The following is a 19349-nucleotide window of genomic DNA, read 5'->3' as shown; positions in this document are numbered from 1 at the left end:
CTGTAACCTTCCTCTTCACGAGAACCCCAAGCACTCTTATCTGAATCGTTGTATAGGTACTCTAGGTTTGAATAGAAGCCCGCTGAATATTCATTATTCCAGTACGTAAGGTATGGACGAATACTGTGCTCAGCTTTCGTGGTTTTCAAGCCGTCTACTTTCGCAGAAGTAACAATATCACCCTTTGTATATTCCAACTCATAGATCAAGCCCGTTCCCCAACCATTTCCTAGCTGAAAACTTTTATTTAATGATAATAAGTGCTTATATCCATTTTCTGTTTCTGCGTATGCGCCTTTCTTTTTCTTACGATTTTCAAGTTTGAACGCGTAAAGTGCTGTCGCATTCCACGCAGCGTTGTTATAGAAGACGTTAAACACTTCATGAGTCGTTGTACGCTCTTTAGACTTGCCGCCACCCCATGATGCAAAATCAGTGATGTTTTTCTCTTCGACTTCAATCGATGTTCCAACATGCCCACCAAATTTTAAAGCGTCATAAAAAAAGATATCACTTGGAGACATAGTTCGGTCATCAGCAGCCGAAGCGCCAGCACTAATAAGTAAAGTGTTGGTGATCACTACAGACAATAATGTTTTTTTCACGGTCATTCCTTATTGATTCTTCACTGAATCATTTGTTGTTATTTGTAGGGTTATTTTTGTTCACTGTTTCTCTTTATCTATCCACTGTGTCTCTTGATAGGCTTGCTGATTTCGCAACATTTAACCAGAAAAACATAGTCGTCCGTAATGAACGCCTATTTATTGTTCTAGAATTATAAATGTTTTGCTTCCCATTGAATTTAGAAATGAGAGATCAATCACCCTTGACTGCGGAGATTATTGATCACCATCACAAACGGTAGGCTTTTCATTAATCTAAGTATCAAAACGAACAAAGCACCGTTCAAAAGCCCCAATAAACAAGACATAAAACCCTATAGCTACCAGATGTAAAAAGCACAAACAGAAAGTGACAACCATCACAAATACGCTGACATTTTAACCAGGTAATGTTGACATATTGTCGACGAAACATACCATAGTAGTACTTAACGAACGACTACTAAGAATTTAAATAGCGCGGTGTCAGTATGAAAAATTCAGGAATGAAAAAGAATCTATTCGCGGCAGCCTTAATGGCGGCAACGTTAACGACCAGTACATTAGCGGCTGCAGCCGATGCAAACGCAGACACAATTCAGCCAGAAAATGGGGCTGAGTTGTTAATCTGGACCGACAAAACAACACTCGACTACATGGAGTACGCCGCTCAGTCCTTTAATAAGGAGTTAGGATACGATATTGATTTTTCATTCCGTGGGTTAGCGCCTATCGATGCCGCTTCTCGTTTGATTCAGGATGGCGGCTCTGCTCGCGTGGCAGATGTAGTCGAGATTGAACATGACTTATTGGGGCGATTAGTCGTGGCAGGTGGGGCGATGGAGAATCTGGTATCTGCCGAACGTATCTCGAATACTTTTATGCCAAATGCGATTAATGCGTCTCAAGCTGAAGGAGTGAGCTATGGTTTCCCAGTTAGCTTCGCCACTACCGCTCTGTTCTACAATAAAGATTTACTGACTAAAGCACCTGAAACTTTTGAAGAAATTATTGAATTTTCAAAAACTTTCAACAATAAGCAAGAGCATAAATACGCACTGCTTTGGGACATACAGAACTATTACGAGTCTCGTATGTTTGTCACGCTTTACGGCGCATACGAATTTGGTAATAACGGTACCGATGCAAAAGACATCGGCATCAACTCTGAAAAAGCCCAACAAGGCTTAGAAGCAATGAAAACCCTGCAAGTGGCCAACAATTCAAATCCAGTTGATATGCGCAACCCGCAAGTACGTCGTGGCTTATTTAATGAAGGAAAAGTCGCCGCTATTATCGACGGCCCTTGGGCAATCGAAGGGTATCAAGAATCAGGTATAAATCTTGGTGTTGTACCTATGCCAAAATTAGCAGGCCAACAACCACGCACTTTTGCAACTGTTCGTCTTGCGGTTGTGTCTTCTTACACTGAGTATCCGAAAGCCGCACAATTATTTGCTGACTACCTTACTTCCGACGCGATGCTGAAAAAACGCTATGAGATGTCAAGAGCACTCCCTCCTATCCAGTCAGTTATGGAAGAGATCATTGTTGATGCCGATGAAGCAACTTACGCCATTATTACGCAAGGTTTCTACTCAGACGCAATGCCATCTATTCCTGAAATGGGCTTCATTTGGTCACCAATGGCCAGTGCTATTACAGACTACTGGGTAAACGATAAACCTGCGAGTTCTGTTCTAGACCGTGCGCTTTCGATCATCGAAGAACAAATAGAATTACAAGAGTAACCTCTGAACTCCCGTCGCGACTCACAAGCGACTTAGCTCATGCGCTGTGTCATAAAGCCACAGCGCTAGTTCAGGGCGTGACCAGAAAACGAATACATAACGACAACCTAAACAATAGAGATAAACAATGTTGTTAACAGAGAATCAGCCGGCATCGCGAATGCCCGCTTCACTCCTTATTATGGGGAGTACACAGATCGTAAAAGGTCATTGGATAAAAGGCGGTGTATTTTTAGCCATGCAGCTAATCACATTGTTGATTCTCCCGGAGCTGTTGGCCTCGCTAAAAGGCTTAGTCACTTTAGGAGATGTCGCTCAAGTTCGTGAAGGCTTTAAAATATTACAGGGCGATAACTCGGTCTTTATGTTGGTCGAAGGGGTCATAGCCCTACTCTACAGCTTCTTATTCATCTGTCTGTACATCGCTAATGTCCAAGATGCAAAAGTCAGCCTTAAGTCACGACTGAACCTTCGAGAACAATTTAAAGACATTTACGACCAAAAGTTCGCGTTCATCATGCTATCGCCAGCTTTTATTGCCAGTATCGCATTCATTATTTTACCAATCATAATTACGGTACTCGTCTCTTTCACTAACTATTCGGCACCTCATCATATCCCACCAAGAAACCTTGTAGATTGGGTGGGGTTTAAAAACTTTGTTTCACTATTTGAACTAAAAATATGGTCGAGCACTTTCTTCGGTGTCGCTTCTTGGACGGTTCTGTGGGCATTTTTTGCCACCATATGTACTTGTGGGTTTGGTTTTTTACTGGCGCTTGCGCTACAAAATCGAAACATTAAAGCCAAAAAAGCATGGCGCTTTATCTTTATTCTCCCTTATGCCATTCCTGCTTTCGTGACCTTATTGATGTTCCGCTTGCTACTGAATGGTATTGGACCAGTCAACGCAACGTTAAACTCGTGGGGCTTTGATTCTATTGCCTTCTTATCAGACCCTTTCACCGCAAAAATTACCGTTATCGCGGTGAGTGTTTGGGTTGGCGCACCTTACTTTATGCTGCTTATTGCAGGGGCACTGACTAACATTTCAAGCGAACTTTATGAAGCCAGTGAAGTTGATGGTGCAAGCAAGTTCCAGCAATTTAAAGAAATCACCCTGCCTATGGTGTTGCACCAAGTGGCCCCATCGTTGGTCATGACCTTTGCCCATAACTTCAATAACTTTGGGGCGATTTACCTGTTAACCGAAGGGGGTCCTATCAACCCTGAATATCGATTCGCAGGGCACACCGACATTCTGATCACTTGGATTTACAAGCTCACGCTCGACTTCCAGCAGTATCAAATCGCTTCGGTTATCTCAATCATTATCTTCTTGTTCTTGTCTGGTATTGCGATATGGCAATTCAGCCGCATGAAGTCATTCAAAGACGATGTAGGTATGTAACATGGCTAATTTAAATAGTACGGGTAAGTTAATTAACATGGACAAATACATTGGCAAAATAGGCACCCTAGTCGTGTACTTATTTCTCATTGCCAACGCATTATTAGTACTTGGCCCAGTGATTTGGACAGTGCTAGCTTCATTCAAAACGGGGAATAACTTATTCAGTTCTTCTTTCACAAGCATTGACTTTACGCTCGACCACTACCGCGCGTTGTTCACGGACACACCCTATTTAGACTGGTATAAAAACACCTTTCTTCTCGCGACAGCGAATATGGTTATCTCACTGGTTGTCGTGACTATTTCAGCGTTTGTGTTCTCTCGCTACCGCTTCAATGGTAAGCGCAACATTATGATGAGCATTCTTGTATTGCAGATGTTCCCGGCCTTTCTTTCGATGACGGCTATCTACATCTTGCTATCGAAAATGGGATTGATTGATACCTATGCTGGCTTGTTATTTGTGTATGTAACGGGCTCATTACCATTCATGATTTGGTTGGTGAAAGGTTATTTCGATGCCATTCCCACTTCATTAGATGAAGCAGCAAAAATTGATGGCGCAGGCCACATGACGATTTTCCTCGAGATCATTCTCCCTCTCGCGAAACCTATCTTAGTGTTTGTTGGTTTAGTGTCTTTCACCGCACCTTGGATGGACTTCATTTTACCTACGCTGATCTTACGCAGCGAAGAAAAAATGACGCTAGCCATCGGTATTTTCAGTTGGATTTCATCTAACTCAGCGGAGAATTTCACGCTGTTTGCCGCGGGTTCATTATTGGTTGCAGTGCCCATCACTTTGCTATTTGTTGCGACTCAAAAACACATTACTACCGGCCTCGTCAGCGGCGCAGTTAAAGAATAATAATTAGGGATGATTTCCGCTATGGCTATTACAAATTCAGTTATCAACAAACCGATTACAAAAAGCTCGCTGACTCACTCAGCAAAAAGTGCAGACAGCTACGCTTACAACAATGAAACGCTTCATCTTCGCCTACGCAGTGCAAAAGGCGAACTAGACAAGGTTTCACTTTGGATCGGCGACCCGTACCACTGGGCAGAAGGCGGCCTCGATGGTGGCAACTTAGGTGGCAGTGATGCACACGGTTGGGTGGGTGGCAATGAAGTGACCATGATTCATGAAGGGGAAACCGAGTACCACGACCACTGGTTTGCAGAATTTACTCCACCGAAACGTCGTAGCCGCTATGGCTTTATTTTGTACGGAAAAGGCGGCGAAAAGATTCTATTTGGAGAAAAACGCTGCGCCGACATTTCAACGACTGAAAACGCAGAAATCGAGCTGAGCAACTTAAGTAATTTCTTCTGTTTTCCTTACATAAACCCTCGTGACGTTTTAAAGACACCGACGTGGATAAAAGACACCATTTGGTACCAAATATTCCCAGAGCGCTTTGCTAATGGTCGCCCTGAAACATCACCTGCCAACGTGCAACCTTGGGGAACCAGACCTGTATCCGACAACTTTATGGGTGGCGATTTATGGGGCGTGATCGATAAGCTCGATTACCTGCAAGATCTTGGCGTGAATGGTTTGTATTTGTGCCCTATTTTCACAGCCAACGCCAATCATAAATACGACACTGTCGACTACTACAATGTAGACCCGCACTTTGGCGGCAATGAAGCTTTTAAAGCACTCGTCGATGAAGCCCATAAACGTGGCATGAAAATTATGCTCGACGCGGTGTTCAACCACATTGGGTCTCAATCTCCACTATGGCTAGACGTTGTGAATAACGGGGCAAAGTCCAAATACGCCGACTGGTTTTGGATCAATCAGTTCCCTGTATACCCAGATACGCCAAAAGAAGAATGGGATTTCTGGAACTTAAACTACGAAACTTTCGCCAACGTCGTCGAAATGCCAAAGCTGAATACTGAAAATGAAGAGTGTCGCGCATACTTATTAGACGTAGCGCGCCACTGGGTAGAAGAGTTCAACATTGATGGATGGCGTTTAGACGTAGCCAACGAAGTGGACCACGCGTTTTGGCGTGACTTCCGTAAAGTCGTAAAAGATGCCAACCCAGACTGCTACATTCTTGGTGAGATTTGGCACGAAGGTATGCCTTGGCTACGCGGCGACCAATACGATTCGTTGATGAATTACCCTCTGACACAAGCCATTACCGACTACTTTGGTCTTGGCGACGTTGATCAAGAGAGCTTTGTAAATGCAGTGAACGCGTCGTACATGGCATACCCACGTAACGTAAACGAAGCGATGTTTAACTTATTAGATAGCCATGACACCACTCGCATTATCTCTTTATGTCAGGGCGACAAACGTAAAGCTAAATTAGCCTATTTATTTATGTTCACTCAAGTCGGTGCTCCATGCATTTATTATGGTGGCGAGATTGGTATGGATGGCGGCCGCGGCATGGGCAGCGAAGACAACCGAAAATGCATGATATGGGAAGAATCAGAGCAAGACTTAGAATTCAAAAACTTCATTCAAGAAATGATCGCTTTGCGTAAAGCTAATCCCGATTTTAATCAGCCTAGCATTGACTGGTTAAACGTGGAGGATGAAAAAGGGACGGCAGACAAAGAGTGTATCGCTTACCGCCGTGGCAATTTAATGTTTGTTCTAAACAACAGCGATAAAGATAAACAGATCATGCTCGATGGAAAATCACTGACCATTAGCGCTTATGGCTACGTGATTGAGCAAGCGAACTAAATCCAAGTGTTTCGTTAATCAAATCATGCTCATTAAAGCAGAACCAAATATAGTGATGGGAATCGCGATTGATTCCCACTCTATTTACTCGGTCGCCAGCACTTCTAACGGACAAGAGGTGTATAGAATGGTGCAGCGCACTCCTGGCGACCTTGCCCACTTGACTCAGCATTTGATAAGCCGAATATCAAGCGTCAGCTACCGCTATGGACGTATCGCCGCGATAGGCATAAGTGTATCTGAGTTTTTTTTATCTCATCGCCAATCCGCACATAAACTTGCAAAATCAAGTCCTACTCACTCGCCAGAAATCACCCAATTAACACTAAACCTGAATCAGCATTTCAAGGTCGACTGCTCGCTTGTGATGCATTCACACAGTGCGGCCATTGCGTGCGACGCTATTAGTAACGCAATGACGATCGCTGACTTAATTGAACAACCACTCTCGGCAGGTTCAAGTCTCAATAAGAGGGCTAGTGATTTACACAAAGAGGCCATACTCAGCGTATTTTTGGGCGATGGTTGTGGCATAAGTTTTTATCAAAATAACGAGCAAGTGCACCACCCATTAAGCTCACATTGGGCACATTCAACGTTACCAAATTTTCAATGGCTCGTTGATGGCTTAACTCCTATATGTCGCTGTGGAAACGAGGCGTGCATTGAACAGTTTTTATCCGCACCAAGTATTGAGCGGCAATATCATCAAGTCGTACTAAAAGACCAAACTTTAACGCAAATTTTTTCAGGCGTAGACCAAAGTGAACCGCATGCATCGCGCATCTATCGTACTTATATCGACCAATTGGCGCGTAGTTTAGTTAATCCCATTCAGCAATTACAGCCTAGACGACTCGTATTATCAGGCGAAGCAACGACCTATCCTACATTAACGGCAGATTTAAAAGTCGCATTGTCTCGCTACATTCACGTTAATGAAATTCCAGTGATTATTCACCCAAAACAAGATGAATTTACCTTTGCTCGCGGAGCGTTTCTCATCGCTGAAAAAAATCACAACAATCATTTACGCTCGTCGTGACAAGAATGGTAACCTTAGAAGGAGAAGATATTGAATAGTTTCAGAGGACAACCCGTGTCAGAGCTAGTCACCAAATTAATGGATTTTGGGTTTACCAAAACCGATGCGCTTGTTTATATTAATTTACTCAAAAATGGCCAATCCAGCGGATATAAAATCGCGAAAGAGATCTCTATCTCCCGCTCTTCTGTTTACTCGTCTATCGATAACCTTTACGCCAATGGCTACATTTTCATGTCTGATGGCGACACTAAAGAGTACGAAGCTAAATCACCAGACTTGATTTTCAGCCAGATAGAAAAAAAGACCGTCACCAATATTAATTTCCTTAAATCAGAATTATCTAAGATGATGCTGAAAGAGGAAAAAGAGTTCGTTTACAACGTATCGGGGTTCGACAACTTACTTCAAAAGGCCAAGGAAATCATTAATCAGGCAAATCTAGAAATTTACCTGAATACCGATTTTAACCTTGAGTTGTTTGGCAAAGAATTATGCGACGCCGTGGAACGTGGAGTACGAGTGATTGGCTTTTCATTCAACAAAATGGCGAGCCCACATGAAAAGATAGAACTACATTCGCGTTCTGAAAATGAAGAAACCGAATACCCTTCACACCGCTTTATGTGCGTAGCCGATATGAAGCTCGCCCTCATGTTCTCACACCGTGAAGAAACCTTAGGTTTGTATGCAAATAATCGCTTAATTGTAAAAATGATAGCAGAGCATATTCACAGCGATATTTACCTAACAGAATACGAGCGCCTGGCTCCTAATCAGCACCAACACGTCAGAGTAAATACGATTCACGAACAGCACAATGCTATGGTACTCGACGAGCTTAAGAAGCACTAGTTCAGCAGATCGAATTCAATAATAAGATACGAACAAAGGTCTAGTAATAGGCCTTTCGGGGAAAGTACTTTTGAGGGTAATCTATTTAACCCAAAGGGTTTCTTTTATTATTTGATAAAGAATAGGCCTATGAGTGCATGACTGTAAGTAATCTAGAGCAACCACCGTCACTTTCCTCTAAACAATCAAATACCTTACATTTTTACGACTGAAACAATAAAGCCTCGAAAATTCGAGGCTTTAAAATTTTTCAAAGTCATGCTTTCTTATGAAGATGACTTAACAAAACGTTAGCTTATAGCTCTTCGTTTTCTTCTTCCTTCTCTGCACCTTTCTCTTCAAGCACAGCAGGAGTTAGCAGTAACTCACGAAGTTTAGTATCAATTTCTAGAGCAACTTCTGGGTTTTCACGCAGGTATTTACCAGCGTTAGCTTTACCTTGGCCGATCTTGTCGCCTTTGTAGCTGTACCAAGCGCCTGCTTTTTCTACTAGCTTATTCTTAACACCTAAGTCGATAAGCTCACCTTCACGGTTGAAGCCTTTGCCGTAAAGGATTTGAGTTTCAGCTTGTTTGAATGGTGCAGCAATCTTGTTCTTAACAACCTTGATGCGAGTCTCGTTACCAACAACTTCATCACCATCTTTGATTGCACCAGTACGGCGAATATCAAGACGAACAGATGCGTAGAACTTAAGTGCATTACCACCGGTTGTTGTTTCTGGGTTACCGAACATTACACCAATTTTCATACGAATTTGGTTAATGAAGATAGCCATACAGTTAGACTGTTTAAGGTTACCTGTCAGCTTACGCATTGCTTGAGAAAGCATACGCGCTTGAAGACCCATGTGGCTATCACCCATTTCGCCTTCGATCTCAGCTTTAGGTGTTAGTGCAGCAACCGAGTCAATAACAAGAACATCGATAGCACCTGAACGAGCCAGTGCATCACAGATTTCTAGAGCTTGTTCACCGGTATCAGGTTGAGATACAAGCAAAGCATCGATATCAACACCCAACTTTTGAGCGTAGATAGGGTCAAGTGCGTGTTCCGCATCCACGAATGCACACGTTTTACCCACTCTCTGCGCTGCAGCAATAAGCTCAAGCGTTAGCGTTGTTTTACCTGATGATTCTGGACCGTAAACTTCAACGATACGTCCCATCGGTAAGCCACCAGCACCTAGTGCGATATCTAGAGATAGAGAACCTGTAGAAATAGTTTCTACGTCCATTGTGCGGTTATCACCAAGACGCATGATAGAACCTTTACCAAATTGCTTTTCAATCTGACCAAGGGCTGCAGCTAACGCTTTTTGTTTATTCTCGTCCATTTCTATCTCCACATAATCGGTTGTTTCAACAAGCGACTTAGAATCTATTTCTAACCCACAAAGGGGTGACTAATTGGCTTTTATTATACTGTTGATTCATACAGTGTCTATACCTGTATGAAAATAATTTGTACAAATGTTACTTGTCTTCCATTGATAGGTAATCATAAATAACTTGCAGGGCATGGTGCGTGGCTTGTTGGCGTACTTGTGATCTATCACCTGTAAATACATGCGTTCTTACTTTGTTCCAGCCATTTGCAGCCTTCCAAGCAAAACACACAGTCCCTACCGGTTTGTCTTCCGTGCCACCGCCAGGGCCAGCAATGCCGCTGATCGATACAGAAATCGTGCCGTTTGAATGTTGCAGTGCGCCGTGAGCCATTTCTATAACCACCGGCTCACTCACGGCACCAAACTCAACTAAAGTTTCAAGCTGAACACCAATCATCTCTTGTTTCGCTTCATTACTGTAGGTCACAAAAGCACGGTCAAACCATGCGGAGCTCCCTGCGATATCCGTTACCGCGCTAGCAACACCACCGCCAGTGCAAGATTCAGCCGTCACTAATACATGTTTATGCTTCGCAAGTAAGTGTCCGAGTTTTTCACTAAGAGCTTGAGTCGTCTGCATCTTTGGCTTCCCTTAATCTAGATGTATATCATTTGGATTTGCATCTTTTCGCATGTGTCGCTTTTCGCACGAAACGCTTTCACGTATCCTAAGCCGCAATAGAAATAAACGAAAGAAGTTAACTGTGAAAGCCGATCAAAAACATACTCCTATGATGCAGCAGTACCTAAAACTAAAAGCAGAAAATCCAGAAATTTTGCTGTTCTACCGCATGGGAGATTTCTACGAGCTTTTCTACGATGACGCTAAGAAAGCCTCTCAACTCCTCGATATTTCACTAACTAAACGTGGCTCTTCAAACGGTGAGCCTATCCCTATGGCGGGCGTTCCATACCATGCCGTGGAAGGTTATCTTGCGAAGTTAGTGCAGTTGGGCGAGTCCGTAGCGATTTGTGAGCAGATTGGTAATCCAGCAACTTCAAAGGGACCGGTTGATCGCGCTGTCGTAAGAATTGTGACACCGGGAACTGTAACGGATGAAGCACTGCTTTCTGAGCGTGTTGATAACCTTATAGCCTCCATTTACCACCACAATGGTAAATTTGGCTACGCGACGCTTGATATTACTTCTGGTCGATTCCAACTATGTGAGCCGGAAACCGAAGAAGCAATGGCGGCAGAGCTACAAAGAACATCACCACGTGAACTGCTGTTCCCTGAAGATTTCGAACCTGTAAATTTGATGGCAAGTCGTAATGGCAATCGCCGCCGCCCGGTATGGGAATTTGAATTAGATACAGCGAAGCAGCAACTGAATCAGCAATTTGGTACTCGTGACCTGGTTGGCTTTGGTGTTGAAAGCGCAAAACTAGGTTTATGCGCTGCGGGTTGTCTGATCCAATACGTTAAAGATACGCAACGTACTGCCCTTCCGCATATCCGTTCACTGACAATGGATAAGCAAGATCATTCCGTGATCCTTGATGCGGCTACTCGCCGTAATCTGGAGATCACCCAAAACCTTAGTGGTGGCACCGATAACACCCTAGCCGAAGTACTCGATCATACTGCAACTGCTATGGGCAGCCGTATGCTTAAGCGTTGGTTACATCAACCCATGCGTAATATTTCAGCTCTTGATCAACGCCTAGATGCGATTGGTGAGATGAAAGATCTGGCTCTGTTTACTGAGTTACAACCAACGCTGAAACAGATCGGTGATATAGAACGTATTCTTGCTCGTCTTGCCCTTCGTTCTGCACGTCCTCGTGATATGGCACGACTTCGCCAAGCGATGGAATACCTACCAGAGCTTGCTGAAACGCTAACGCAACTTAAACACCCATATCTAACTCAGCTTGCTCAGTATGCTTCGCCTGTGGATGAAGTATCTGAACTGCTTGAGCGTGCGATCAAAGAGAACCCACCCGTGGTTATCCGCGATGGTGGTGTGATAGCAGAAGGCTACAACGCCGAGCTAGATGAATGGCGCGACCTTGCTGCAGGTGCAACTGAGTTTCTGGATAAGCTTGAGCAAGAAGAGCGTGAACGTCACGGTATCGACACGCTAAAAGTTGGCTACAACAACGTCCACGGTTTCTTCATTCAGGTAAGCCGCGGACAAAGCCATCTTGTGCCACCACACTATGTTCGCCGCCAAACGCTGAAAAATGCAGAACGTTACATTATTCCTGAGCTGAAAGAGCACGAAGACAAAGTTCTCAGCTCTAAATCGAAAGCCCTAGCTATCGAGAAGAAGTTGTGGGAAGAGTTGTTTGATTTGTTACTGCCTTATCTAGAGCGACTACAAAACATTGCATCTTCAGTGTCTCAGCTTGATGTTCTACAAAACTTAGCTGAACGTGCAGACACCCTTGATTACTGTCGTCCAACCATGACAGAGTCTGCTGGTGTACAAATTCAGGCTGGTCGTCACCCCGTAGTTGAACAAGTGATGGACGAACCCTTTATTGCTAACCCTATCGACCTCAACGATCAACGTAAGATGCTGATCATCACAGGTCCAAACATGGGTGGTAAGTCGACCTACATGCGTCAGACCGCACTCATTGCGCTGATGGCTCATATTGGTTGTTATGTTCCAGCAGAAAGCGCGACGATTGGTTCTATCGACCGTATCTTTACGCGTATTGGTGCATCCGATGATTTAGCTTCGGGTCGTTCAACCTTCATGGTTGAGATGACAGAGACCGCGAATATTCTGCACAACGCAACACCAAATAGCCTAGTGTTAATGGATGAAATCGGTCGTGGTACCAGTACTTACGATGGTTTGTCATTGGCTTGGGCAAGTGCGGAATGGTTAGCCAATCAAATCAATGCGATGACACTGTTTGCAACGCACTACTTTGAGCTAACTGAGCTGCCTAACCAACTTCCGACACTGGCTAACGTGCACCTAGACGCGGTAGAACACGGTGACAGCATTGCGTTTATGCACGCAGTTCAAGAAGGTGCAGCAAGTAAATCTTACGGCCTTGCGGTTGCTGGATTGGCTGGTGTACCTAAAGCGGTAATCAAAAATGCACGCGCGAAGCTGACTCAGTTAGAGGCATTGAGTATCGACTCTCCGACATCAAAGCCAAGTGGCGTTGATATCGCGAACCAACTTAGCCTGATACCTGAACCAAGTGAAGTAGAACAAGCACTTGCGAATGTTGATCCTGATGATCTGACACCTCGCCAAGCATTAGAAGAACTCTACCGCTTGAAGAAGCTGCTTTAGTTTCTTATCAAGTAGCTTGTTATTGCCGTCCGTGATTTTGATTAGACGGCATGAAATACCAAAGCCACAAACAAAAAAACGCTGACTTTAAGTCAGCGTTTTTATTTGCCTTCTATTTAGAGAAGCAGCATCATCTGTTCAATTAGTCGTTTTCTACGTTGAACAGGTTTTCCATATTCAGACCTTGCTTGATAAGAATCTCACGTAGACGGCGAAGACCTTCAACTTGGATTTGACGAACACGTTCACGAGTCAGGCTGATTTCACGGCCTACTTCTTCTAATGTTGACGGTTCATAACCTAATAGTCCAAATCGACGTGCAAGCACTTCTTTCTGCTTCGGATTCAGCTCATCAAGCCAGAAGATCAACGAGTTCTTAATATCGCTATCTTGAGTTGAAACCTCAGGGTCTGAGTTGTTGATGTCCGGAATTATATCCAGTAGCGCTTTCTCACCATCACCACCAATAGGCGTATCAACAGAGCTCACTCTTTCGTTTAGACGAAGCATCTTGCTCACATCACCAACAGGTTTGTCTAGCTTAGAAGCAATTTCTTCTGCCGTTGGTTCATGGTCAAGTTTTTGTGAAAGTTCTCTTGCGGTACGTAGGTAGATGTTCAGCTCTTTCACAACATGGATTGGCAAACGGATAGTGCGAGTCTGATTCATTAGCGCACGTTCAATGGTTTGACGAATCCACCATGTTGCGTAAGTTGAGAAACGGAAGCCACGCTCTGGGTCAAACTTCTCTACGGCGCGAATCAAACCTAGGTTGCCTTCTTCAATAAGATCGAGAAGTGCAAGACCACGGTTGCTATAACGACGAGAAATTTTTACGACCAAACGCAGGTTACTTTCGATCATGCGTTTGCGTGCTGCTTCATCACCGCGTAGAGCTCGACGTGCATAAAGCACTTCTTCTTCAGCGGTTAATAGTGGTGAGAAACCGATTTCGCCTAAGTAGAGTTGAGTCGCATCTAAGCTTTTAGACGTAACTTCAGTCTCTTCTTTCGCTTCGGTTTTCTTAGTGACTGTTCGTTTTGCTTTTCCAAGAGCTTCCTGTTCCGTGGTTGCTTGGCTAAGATCGAACTCTTCTTTGGTTACTGCATTGCTTATACTCATAACGCCTCCCCCTGGCGAAATTAGCATGACATTACAACTTCATATGTCGCTAAATGACTATGTCACTCCATACAATACGTAATTTTTACATATTGTATTTAAGGTAAATACCGTTTTGGATTAACTGATTTACCTTGGTAACGAATCTCAAAGTGCAGCCTGACACTGCTGGCTCCAGAGCTTCCCATTGTTGCAATCTTCTGCCCTGGTTTCACACTTTGCCCTTCAGATACTAATAGTCGGTCGTTATGCGCGTATGCACTTAAGTAATTATCATTGTGCTTCACAATCACTAGATTGCCGTAGCCTCGTAATGCATTACCCGAATAAACAACCGTTCCCCCTGCAGTAGATACTATTGGCTGACCTCGCTGTCCTGCTATGTCTATGCCTTTATTTCCTTGTTCGCCTACAGAGAAATTCTTAATTACTCTCCCTTTCGTTGGCCATAACCATTTGGATACTTTGTTACTCGTTGGTTTTGTTGGCGGTGTAACATTCTGTTTACCTTTAGAACCAACATACTCCTTTGATTTGGATTGTACAACCTTCTTTTGTGGATCTTTTTTCGCCACTTTGGTGGTTGTTTGAGCGGGCGCAGGTTTAGAGTTTTTACTCTTTTGAGGTGTTGTTTTAGGTTTGCTTGAGGCCAACAAAGTTGTGGATGCGGCAACAGGCGCAGCGACGGCTGCAACCGCTACCGTCGATTTACCATACGCTGGAGCGTTGTAGCTAGGACGCCATAACTTAAGGCTCTGTCCGGGATGGATGGTATAAGGTGCAGACAGATTGTTATAGCGAATCAGCTCTTTAACATCTTTATTTGTTACGTAAGCAATAAAATAAAGGGTATCGCCTTTTTTCACTTCATAGTAACTACCACGATAACTACCACGATCAATCGATGAGTAATTCTTGTTTAAGCTTGAAACTGGCGCAGGCGAATTCGCAGCACACCCAACAAGTGCACAGCTAAGCAGTAGAGAACTTCCTTTAAAAACCTTCGAACGCATCGACTTTCTATCCACCTACACCATTAATAATTTTATTAAGCTAACTCACCAGGTACAAGAGGTACAAATCGCACCATCTCGATAACACTCGATAAGAACTCATCACCGTGGCGAACAATCTTCAACAGTTGCTGTTCGTCATCTCCGACCGGAATTAATAAGCGGCCTCCATCTTTCAACTGCTGCAAAAGCGCTTGAGGGATCGACTCTGCAGCAGCGGTGACAATAATCGCATCAAAAGGCGCCTTAGAAGACCAACCTTGCCAACCATCACCGTGCTTGGTTGAGATGTTGTAGAAATCGAGTTGCTTCAACCTACGCTTAGCATCCCATTGTAGCGACTTTATTCTTTCAACCGAATACACGTGATCAACCAACTGAGCCAAAACAGCCGTTTGATAACCAGAACCCGTTCCGATCTCCAAAACGCGGCTGTCTTGTTGTAACTCAAGCAGCTCGGTCATTTTAGCAACAATGTAAGGCTGAGAAATTGTCTGCCCCTGCCCGATAGGCAGCGCATTATTATCATAGGCCTGATGATGCATAGCCTGTGATAAAAAGCTCTCTCTCGGTAGTAAGTAAATAGCATCAAGAACCTTTTGATCCTGAATACCATTTTCTATCAGAAAAGTAACTAAGCGCTCAGCTTGTGGATTACTCACTTATTTATCCCCTAACCATGTAGTCATCGCACCCAACGACTCATGTGCCGTCAGATCAACTTGTAGTGGTGTTACCGACACAAAACCATGTTCAATGGCGTAAAAATCAGTACCCTCACCAGCATCTTGCTCCTTACCCGGAGGGCCAAGCCAATAGATATCATGACCACGTGGGTCTTTCTGCTTAATCATATCTTCAGCATGGTGACGAGCACCTAGACGTGTCACCTGAGTACCCGATATTTGGTCTAATGCTAAGTCAGGGACGTTCACGTTTAACAGGCGATTGGTCGGGATTGGGTTTGCTAAATGTTGTTCGACAATACGGCGAGCAACCGCTGCCGCTGTCTTAAAATGTTGTTTTCCAACCAGAGAAAATGCCACCGATTGAACACCTAAAAAGTGGCCTTCCATTGCTGCTGCGACTGTACCTGAATAAAGCACGTCATCACCAAGGTTAGCTCCGTGATTAATACCCGTTAAAACCAGATCAGGCATGTCACTCTTTAGGAGTTCGTTCAATGCGAAATGTACACAGTCGGTCGGTGTTCCTTGTACCGAATAGGTATTTCTAGCAATCTCTTGAACACGCAAAGGCTGTTCCAAAGTTAATGAATTTGAAGCACCAGAGCGATTACGGTCAGGTGCCACAATGATAACTTCAGCAAGATCACGTAATTCATTTGCCAGCTCATGAATACCTTGAGCATGCACACCATCATCGTTGCTGAGTAAAATCTTCATCTTGTATCCTTTCTTTTGTACCAATGCCAAGTCACTTAAATTCCAAGATTAAGTGACTTAGACCCAAGCAGAATCATTATTGCTCGTAGGTTCTTTCTACGTGTACTTCTTCAACTAACTCACGAACGATAGCGGTTGCGAAGCAGCCTGCGTCCAGAGAGAATTTAAGAGTGACATTGTCTTCGTTTACTTTCCACACTAAACCCATCGGCTTCAACGAGGCTTCACGGCGATCATGGCGCATACGGTTGCCACAAATAAGCGCCATTAGATCCGGTTCAGCATCAAGGTGTTTCTGCTCTAGAGCTTGAGACGCATCCGTCGTCGGTAACGCATTATCTCCAGCTAAAGCAACGGTAATAAACGCAGAACCATTGGCGATATCTTGGTTTACAGCTTCGATATTAGCGGCTGTCACAGCAAGTTGAGCATCGTTTTTAACTACAATATCGCCGACCAATGCCGAAGCAAACGCATCGTGCTCAATACGGTCAGAAAGAATTAAGTTGTAGATCCAAGAACGAGCTGCAGAGAGGTACAAGCTGCGCTTATTTTGATTACGTGTACGAACGTTTTCACGCCCCCAACGACGAGCTTCAGATAAGTTGTTACCTTCATTGCCAAACCTCTGAGCACCAAAGTAATTTGGCACGCCCACTAGAGCGACTTTTTCCAAACGTTTGACTACATCATCGCAGTCCGTTACTTCAGACAAAGTTAGCTCGAATTGGTTGCCAACTAAATCGCCTGGACGTAACTTTTTGTTGTGGCGTGCTGTCGCCAAGATCTCAATGCTTGGGTATTGTGCAAGAAAAGCAGAAAAGTCAGGTTCACCTTTTGGTAGATGCACGCTCAACCACTGTTCTGTCACAGCATGACGGTCTTTCAAACCAGCCCAACTCACGTCTTTCGACTTAACACCACACGCTTTAGCCAGCTCGTTTGCTACAAAGCTCGTGTTCTCACCCGTTTTACGAATACGAACCATAAGGTGTTCGCCTTCACCAGTGAACTCAAAACCTAAGTCTTCATTAACGACAAAGTGTTCGGCTTTTGCTTTTAGTTTTGCTTTCGCAGTTGGTTTACCGTTTAGATAAGCCAATGAAGATAAAATATCTGACATGCTGTTCTTTTCGTGTTGGTGCTTACGCACTTTTAGTAATTAGGACCACCGCTTCACATGCGATGCCCTCTTTGCGACCTGTAAAACCTAAACGCTCAGTGGTCGTCGCTTTTACATTCACATTGCTAATGCTGGTTTCTAAATCTTGTGCGATAGCGTGGCACATAGAATCTATATGAGGCGCCATCTTTGGAGCTTGCGCCATGATAGTAATATCGGCATTACCAATCACGTAGCCTTGTTCTTTTACTCGACGATAAACATCTTTTAGAAGTTCACGGCTATCCGCGCCTTTCCACTCATCATCAGTATCGGGGAAATGACGACCAATATCACCGGCAGCAATCGCACCTAATAAAGCGTCACACAACGCATGAAGGGCAACATCACCATCGGAGTGTGCGATAAGACCCTGCTCATAAGGGACTCTAACGCCACCTATAATTACCGGACCTTCACCACCAAACTTATGTACATCAAAGCCATGGCCAATACGAATCATCATTATTCCTTATTCTGACTTAAATAGAACTCAGCAAGTGCTAAATCTTCAGGCTGAGTAATCTTAAAATTATCTGAACGCCCTGCCACTAAAGCGGGCGATAAACCTTTCCATTCAAAGGCTGAGGCTTCATCGGTAATCGAAACGCCTTGTTGCAACGCCTCGCTTAATGCATTCCACAGAGGCTTTGCTCTGAACATTTGCGGCGTAAGTGCATGCCATAGATCGGCTCGCTCAACGGTATGTTCGATCTGCCCTTGGGCACCTCGCTTCATCGTGTCACGAACTGGCGCCGCTAAAATAGCCCCTACATCATGGCTCATCGCGCCGGAAATTAGCTTGTCGATATCACTGAGTTGAACACAAGGCCTTGCCGCATCGTGAACCATTACCCAATCGCTAAGCTGCTGCTCAGCGATACAGTTTAGCGCAGAGAGTACCGAATCCGCTCGTTCGCTTCCGCCAGACACTCTGACCACTTTTGGATTCTGGTTGAGTGCTAACTCCGGGTAATAGGGGTCATCATCGCTGATCGCAACGACAATTTGAGAGACTTGTGGATGAGACAGTAATTTCTCAATGGTGTGCTCTAAAATCGTTTTGCCGTTAATCTTAAGATATTGCTTAGGGCGGTCTGCTTTCATTCGGCTACCGACGCCCGCTGCAGGTACAACGGCAATCACACTTTGAAGTTGAGTCGACATTAATGGGATTCCTCACCAATGATGCGGAAAAACGTTTCGCCTTCTTTTACCATTCCAAGCTCATGACGTGCGCGCTCTTCTATCGCGTCTAAGCCTTGGCGTAGATCATCGATTTCCGCAAACATCTCTGCGTTACGAAGATGGAGCTTTTCGTTTACTTGCTGTTGAACTTGGATTTCGTTGTTCACACCGTAGTAATCAGAAATACCATTTTTACCGAGCCACAGTGTGTGTTGTAGCCAGCCAAACACTATGAGCAGTACTAAAGCAAAAATTCGCATAACACCTTTCGCCGGTTGAAAAAGAAGGAACTAGAATAAGGCACATATATACCATAATGAGCTTATCGGTGCGAGATATGTGGTGTTAGGGAATCAATAAGTCGGAGAATTATTGTCGGGATAGATATGGTAACAATGAGATTCCCTACTCCTTC

Annotated in this window: 17 protein-coding genes and 1 pseudogene; 7 read left to right on the top strand and 11 right to left on the bottom strand. The window is 44.2% G+C overall.

Features of this window, described 5'->3' with window-relative positions:
- Window positions 1-611 (bottom strand): annotated as a pseudogene (locus AB4232_RS17030) (porin); the annotation flags it as partial.
- Window positions 612-1111: 500 nt separating this feature from the next.
- Between AB4232_RS17030 and AB4232_RS17025 the strand changes: the two are divergent.
- The 6 genes from AB4232_RS17025 to AB4232_RS17000 all read left to right on the top strand — a co-directional run bounded on the left by AB4232_RS17025 (window position 1112) and on the right by AB4232_RS17000 (window position 8386).
- The gene (locus tag AB4232_RS17025) at window positions 1112-2356 is read left to right on the top strand and encodes a maltose ABC transporter substrate-binding protein (protein WP_017100763.1); all 1245 of its coding nucleotides are present in this window, start codon (window positions 1112-1114) and stop codon (window positions 2354-2356) included.
- Window positions 2357-2483: 127 nt separating this feature from the next.
- On the top strand, window positions 2484-3767 hold the full coding sequence (locus tag AB4232_RS17020; RefSeq protein WP_009847628.1) for a carbohydrate ABC transporter permease: 1284 nt from the start codon (window positions 2484-2486) through the stop codon (window positions 3765-3767).
- Between the two features lie 37 nt (window positions 3768-3804).
- Window positions 3805-4638, top strand: coding sequence for a sugar ABC transporter permease (locus AB4232_RS17015; RefSeq protein ID WP_029223077.1), 834 nt, complete (start codon window positions 3805-3807; stop codon window positions 4636-4638).
- A gap of 9 nt (window positions 4639-4647) precedes the next feature.
- On the top strand, window positions 4648-6486 hold the full coding sequence (locus AB4232_RS17010; RefSeq protein ID WP_372087605.1) for a glycoside hydrolase family 13 protein: 1839 nt from the start codon (window positions 4648-4650) through the stop codon (window positions 6484-6486).
- Window positions 6470-7531, top strand: a complete 1062-nt coding sequence (locus tag AB4232_RS17005; protein ID WP_372087604.1) for an ROK family protein — start codon at window positions 6470-6472, stop codon at window positions 7529-7531. Before AB4232_RS17010 ends, AB4232_RS17005 begins: the two co-directional genes overlap by 17 nt.
- A gap of 54 nt (window positions 7532-7585) precedes the next feature.
- Window positions 7586-8386 carry a TrmB family transcriptional regulator gene (locus AB4232_RS17000; RefSeq protein WP_009847632.1) on the top strand — a complete coding sequence of 267 codons (801 nt, stop codon included), beginning with the start codon at window positions 7586-7588 and terminating at the stop codon, window positions 8384-8386.
- 295 nt (window positions 8387-8681) lie between these two features.
- Here the strand turns inward: AB4232_RS17000 and recA are convergent, their stop codons facing one another.
- Both recA and pncC read right to left on the bottom strand, forming a co-directional pair.
- Window positions 8682-9722 carry a recombinase RecA gene (gene recA / locus AB4232_RS16995; protein WP_086048754.1) on the bottom strand — a complete coding sequence of 347 codons (1041 nt, stop codon included), beginning with the start codon at window positions 9720-9722 and terminating at the stop codon, window positions 8682-8684.
- A 139-nt stretch (window positions 9723-9861) separates the two neighbouring features.
- Window positions 9862-10356, bottom strand: a complete 495-nt coding sequence (gene pncC, locus AB4232_RS16990; RefSeq protein WP_004735434.1) for a nicotinamide-nucleotide amidase — start codon at window positions 10354-10356, stop codon at window positions 9862-9864.
- 124 nt (window positions 10357-10480) lie between these two features.
- Here pncC and mutS point away from each other — a divergent pair, with 124 nt between their 5' ends.
- Window positions 10481-13042 carry a DNA mismatch repair protein MutS gene (gene mutS / locus AB4232_RS16985; protein WP_102495991.1) on the top strand — a complete coding sequence of 854 codons (2562 nt, stop codon included), beginning with the start codon at window positions 10481-10483 and terminating at the stop codon, window positions 13040-13042.
- A gap of 142 nt (window positions 13043-13184) precedes the next feature.
- Here mutS and rpoS read toward each other — a convergent pair whose 3' ends face one another.
- The 8 genes from rpoS to ftsB form a co-directional block, all read right to left on the bottom strand.
- Complete coding sequence (rpoS, locus tag AB4232_RS16980) at window positions 13185-14165, bottom strand: RNA polymerase sigma factor RpoS (RefSeq protein ID WP_041472911.1); 981 nt, start codon at window positions 14163-14165, stop codon at window positions 13185-13187.
- Window positions 14166-14263: 98 nt separating this feature from the next.
- On the bottom strand, window positions 14264-15178 hold the full coding sequence (nlpD, locus tag AB4232_RS16975) for a murein hydrolase activator NlpD (RefSeq protein WP_029225456.1): 915 nt from the start codon (window positions 15176-15178) through the stop codon (window positions 14264-14266).
- A gap of 35 nt (window positions 15179-15213) precedes the next feature.
- Window positions 15214-15840: a protein-L-isoaspartate(D-aspartate) O-methyltransferase gene (locus AB4232_RS16970; protein WP_009847638.1), complete on the bottom strand. Its 627-nt coding sequence runs from the start codon at window positions 15838-15840 to the stop codon at window positions 15214-15216.
- Entirely contained in the window at window positions 15841-16584 is a 744-nt protein-coding gene (gene surE / locus AB4232_RS16965; RefSeq protein WP_065678044.1) for a 5'/3'-nucleotidase SurE, read from the bottom strand.
- Between the two features lie 76 nt (window positions 16585-16660).
- Complete coding sequence (truD, locus tag AB4232_RS16960) at window positions 16661-17707, bottom strand: tRNA pseudouridine(13) synthase TruD (RefSeq protein WP_122047386.1); 1047 nt, start codon at window positions 17705-17707, stop codon at window positions 16661-16663.
- A gap of 22 nt (window positions 17708-17729) precedes the next feature.
- Window positions 17730-18209 carry a 2-C-methyl-D-erythritol 2,4-cyclodiphosphate synthase gene (gene ispF, locus AB4232_RS16955; protein WP_029223073.1) on the bottom strand — a complete coding sequence of 160 codons (480 nt, stop codon included), beginning with the start codon at window positions 18207-18209 and terminating at the stop codon, window positions 17730-17732.
- Window positions 18210-18211: 2 nt separating this feature from the next.
- The gene (gene ispD / locus AB4232_RS16950) at window positions 18212-18913 is read right to left on the bottom strand and encodes a 2-C-methyl-D-erythritol 4-phosphate cytidylyltransferase (protein WP_009847642.1); all 702 of its coding nucleotides are present in this window, start codon (window positions 18911-18913) and stop codon (window positions 18212-18214) included.
- Entirely contained in the window at window positions 18913-19194 is a 282-nt protein-coding gene (gene ftsB, locus AB4232_RS16945; protein ID WP_012604777.1) for a cell division protein FtsB, read from the bottom strand. Before ftsB ends, ispD begins: the two co-directional genes overlap by 1 nt.
- Between the last annotated feature and the right edge of the window lie 155 nt (window positions 19195-19349).

Source organism: Vibrio sp. 10N.286.46.A8 (assembly GCF_041470165.1).
GTDB classification, from domain to species: Bacteria; Pseudomonadota; Gammaproteobacteria; order Enterobacterales; family Vibrionaceae; genus Vibrio; species Vibrio tasmaniensis_A.
The sequence above is the reverse complement of the archived record's forward strand: the minus strand, read 5'-3'. Positions and strand labels throughout refer to the sequence as shown.

Bases quoted from the DNA above. Each gene is read 5' to 3' on its own strand.
- AB4232_RS17025 (WP_017100763.1), top strand. From the start codon at position 1,112: ATGAAAAAGAATCTATTCGCGGCAGCCTTAATGGCGGCAACGTTAACG.
- AB4232_RS17020 (WP_009847628.1), top strand. From the start codon at position 2,484: ATGTTGTTAACAGAGAATCAGCCGGCATCGCGAATGCCCGCTTCACTC.
- AB4232_RS17015 (WP_029223077.1), top strand. From the start codon at position 3,805: ATGGACAAATACATTGGCAAAATAGGCACCCTAGTCGTGTACTTATTT.
- AB4232_RS17010 (WP_372087605.1), top strand. From the start codon at position 4,648: ATGATTTCCGCTATGGCTATTACAAATTCAGTTATCAACAAACCGATT.
- recA (WP_086048754.1), bottom strand. From the start codon at position 9,722: ATGGACGAGAATAAACAAAAAGCGTTAGCTGCAGCCCTTGGTCAGATT.
- pncC (WP_004735434.1), bottom strand. From the start codon at position 10,356: ATGCAGACGACTCAAGCTCTTAGTGAAAAACTCGGACACTTACTTGCG.
- rpoS (WP_041472911.1), bottom strand. From the start codon at position 14,165: ATGAGTATAAGCAATGCAGTAACCAAAGAAGAGTTCGATCTTAGCCAA.
- nlpD (WP_029225456.1), bottom strand. From the start codon at position 15,178: ATGCGTTCGAAGGTTTTTAAAGGAAGTTCTCTACTGCTTAGCTGTGCA.
- surE (WP_065678044.1), bottom strand. From the start codon at position 16,584: ATGAAGATTTTACTCAGCAACGATGATGGTGTGCATGCTCAAGGTATT.
- truD (WP_122047386.1), bottom strand. From the start codon at position 17,707: ATGTCAGATATTTTATCTTCATTGGCTTATCTAAACGGTAAACCAACT.
- ispF (WP_029223073.1), bottom strand. From the start codon at position 18,209: ATGATTCGTATTGGCCATGGCTTTGATGTACATAAGTTTGGTGGTGAA.
- ispD (WP_009847642.1), bottom strand. From the start codon at position 18,913: ATGTCGACTCAACTTCAAAGTGTGATTGCCGTTGTACCTGCAGCGGGC.
- ftsB (WP_012604777.1), bottom strand. From the start codon at position 19,194: ATGCGAATTTTTGCTTTAGTACTGCTCATAGTGTTTGGCTGGCTACAA.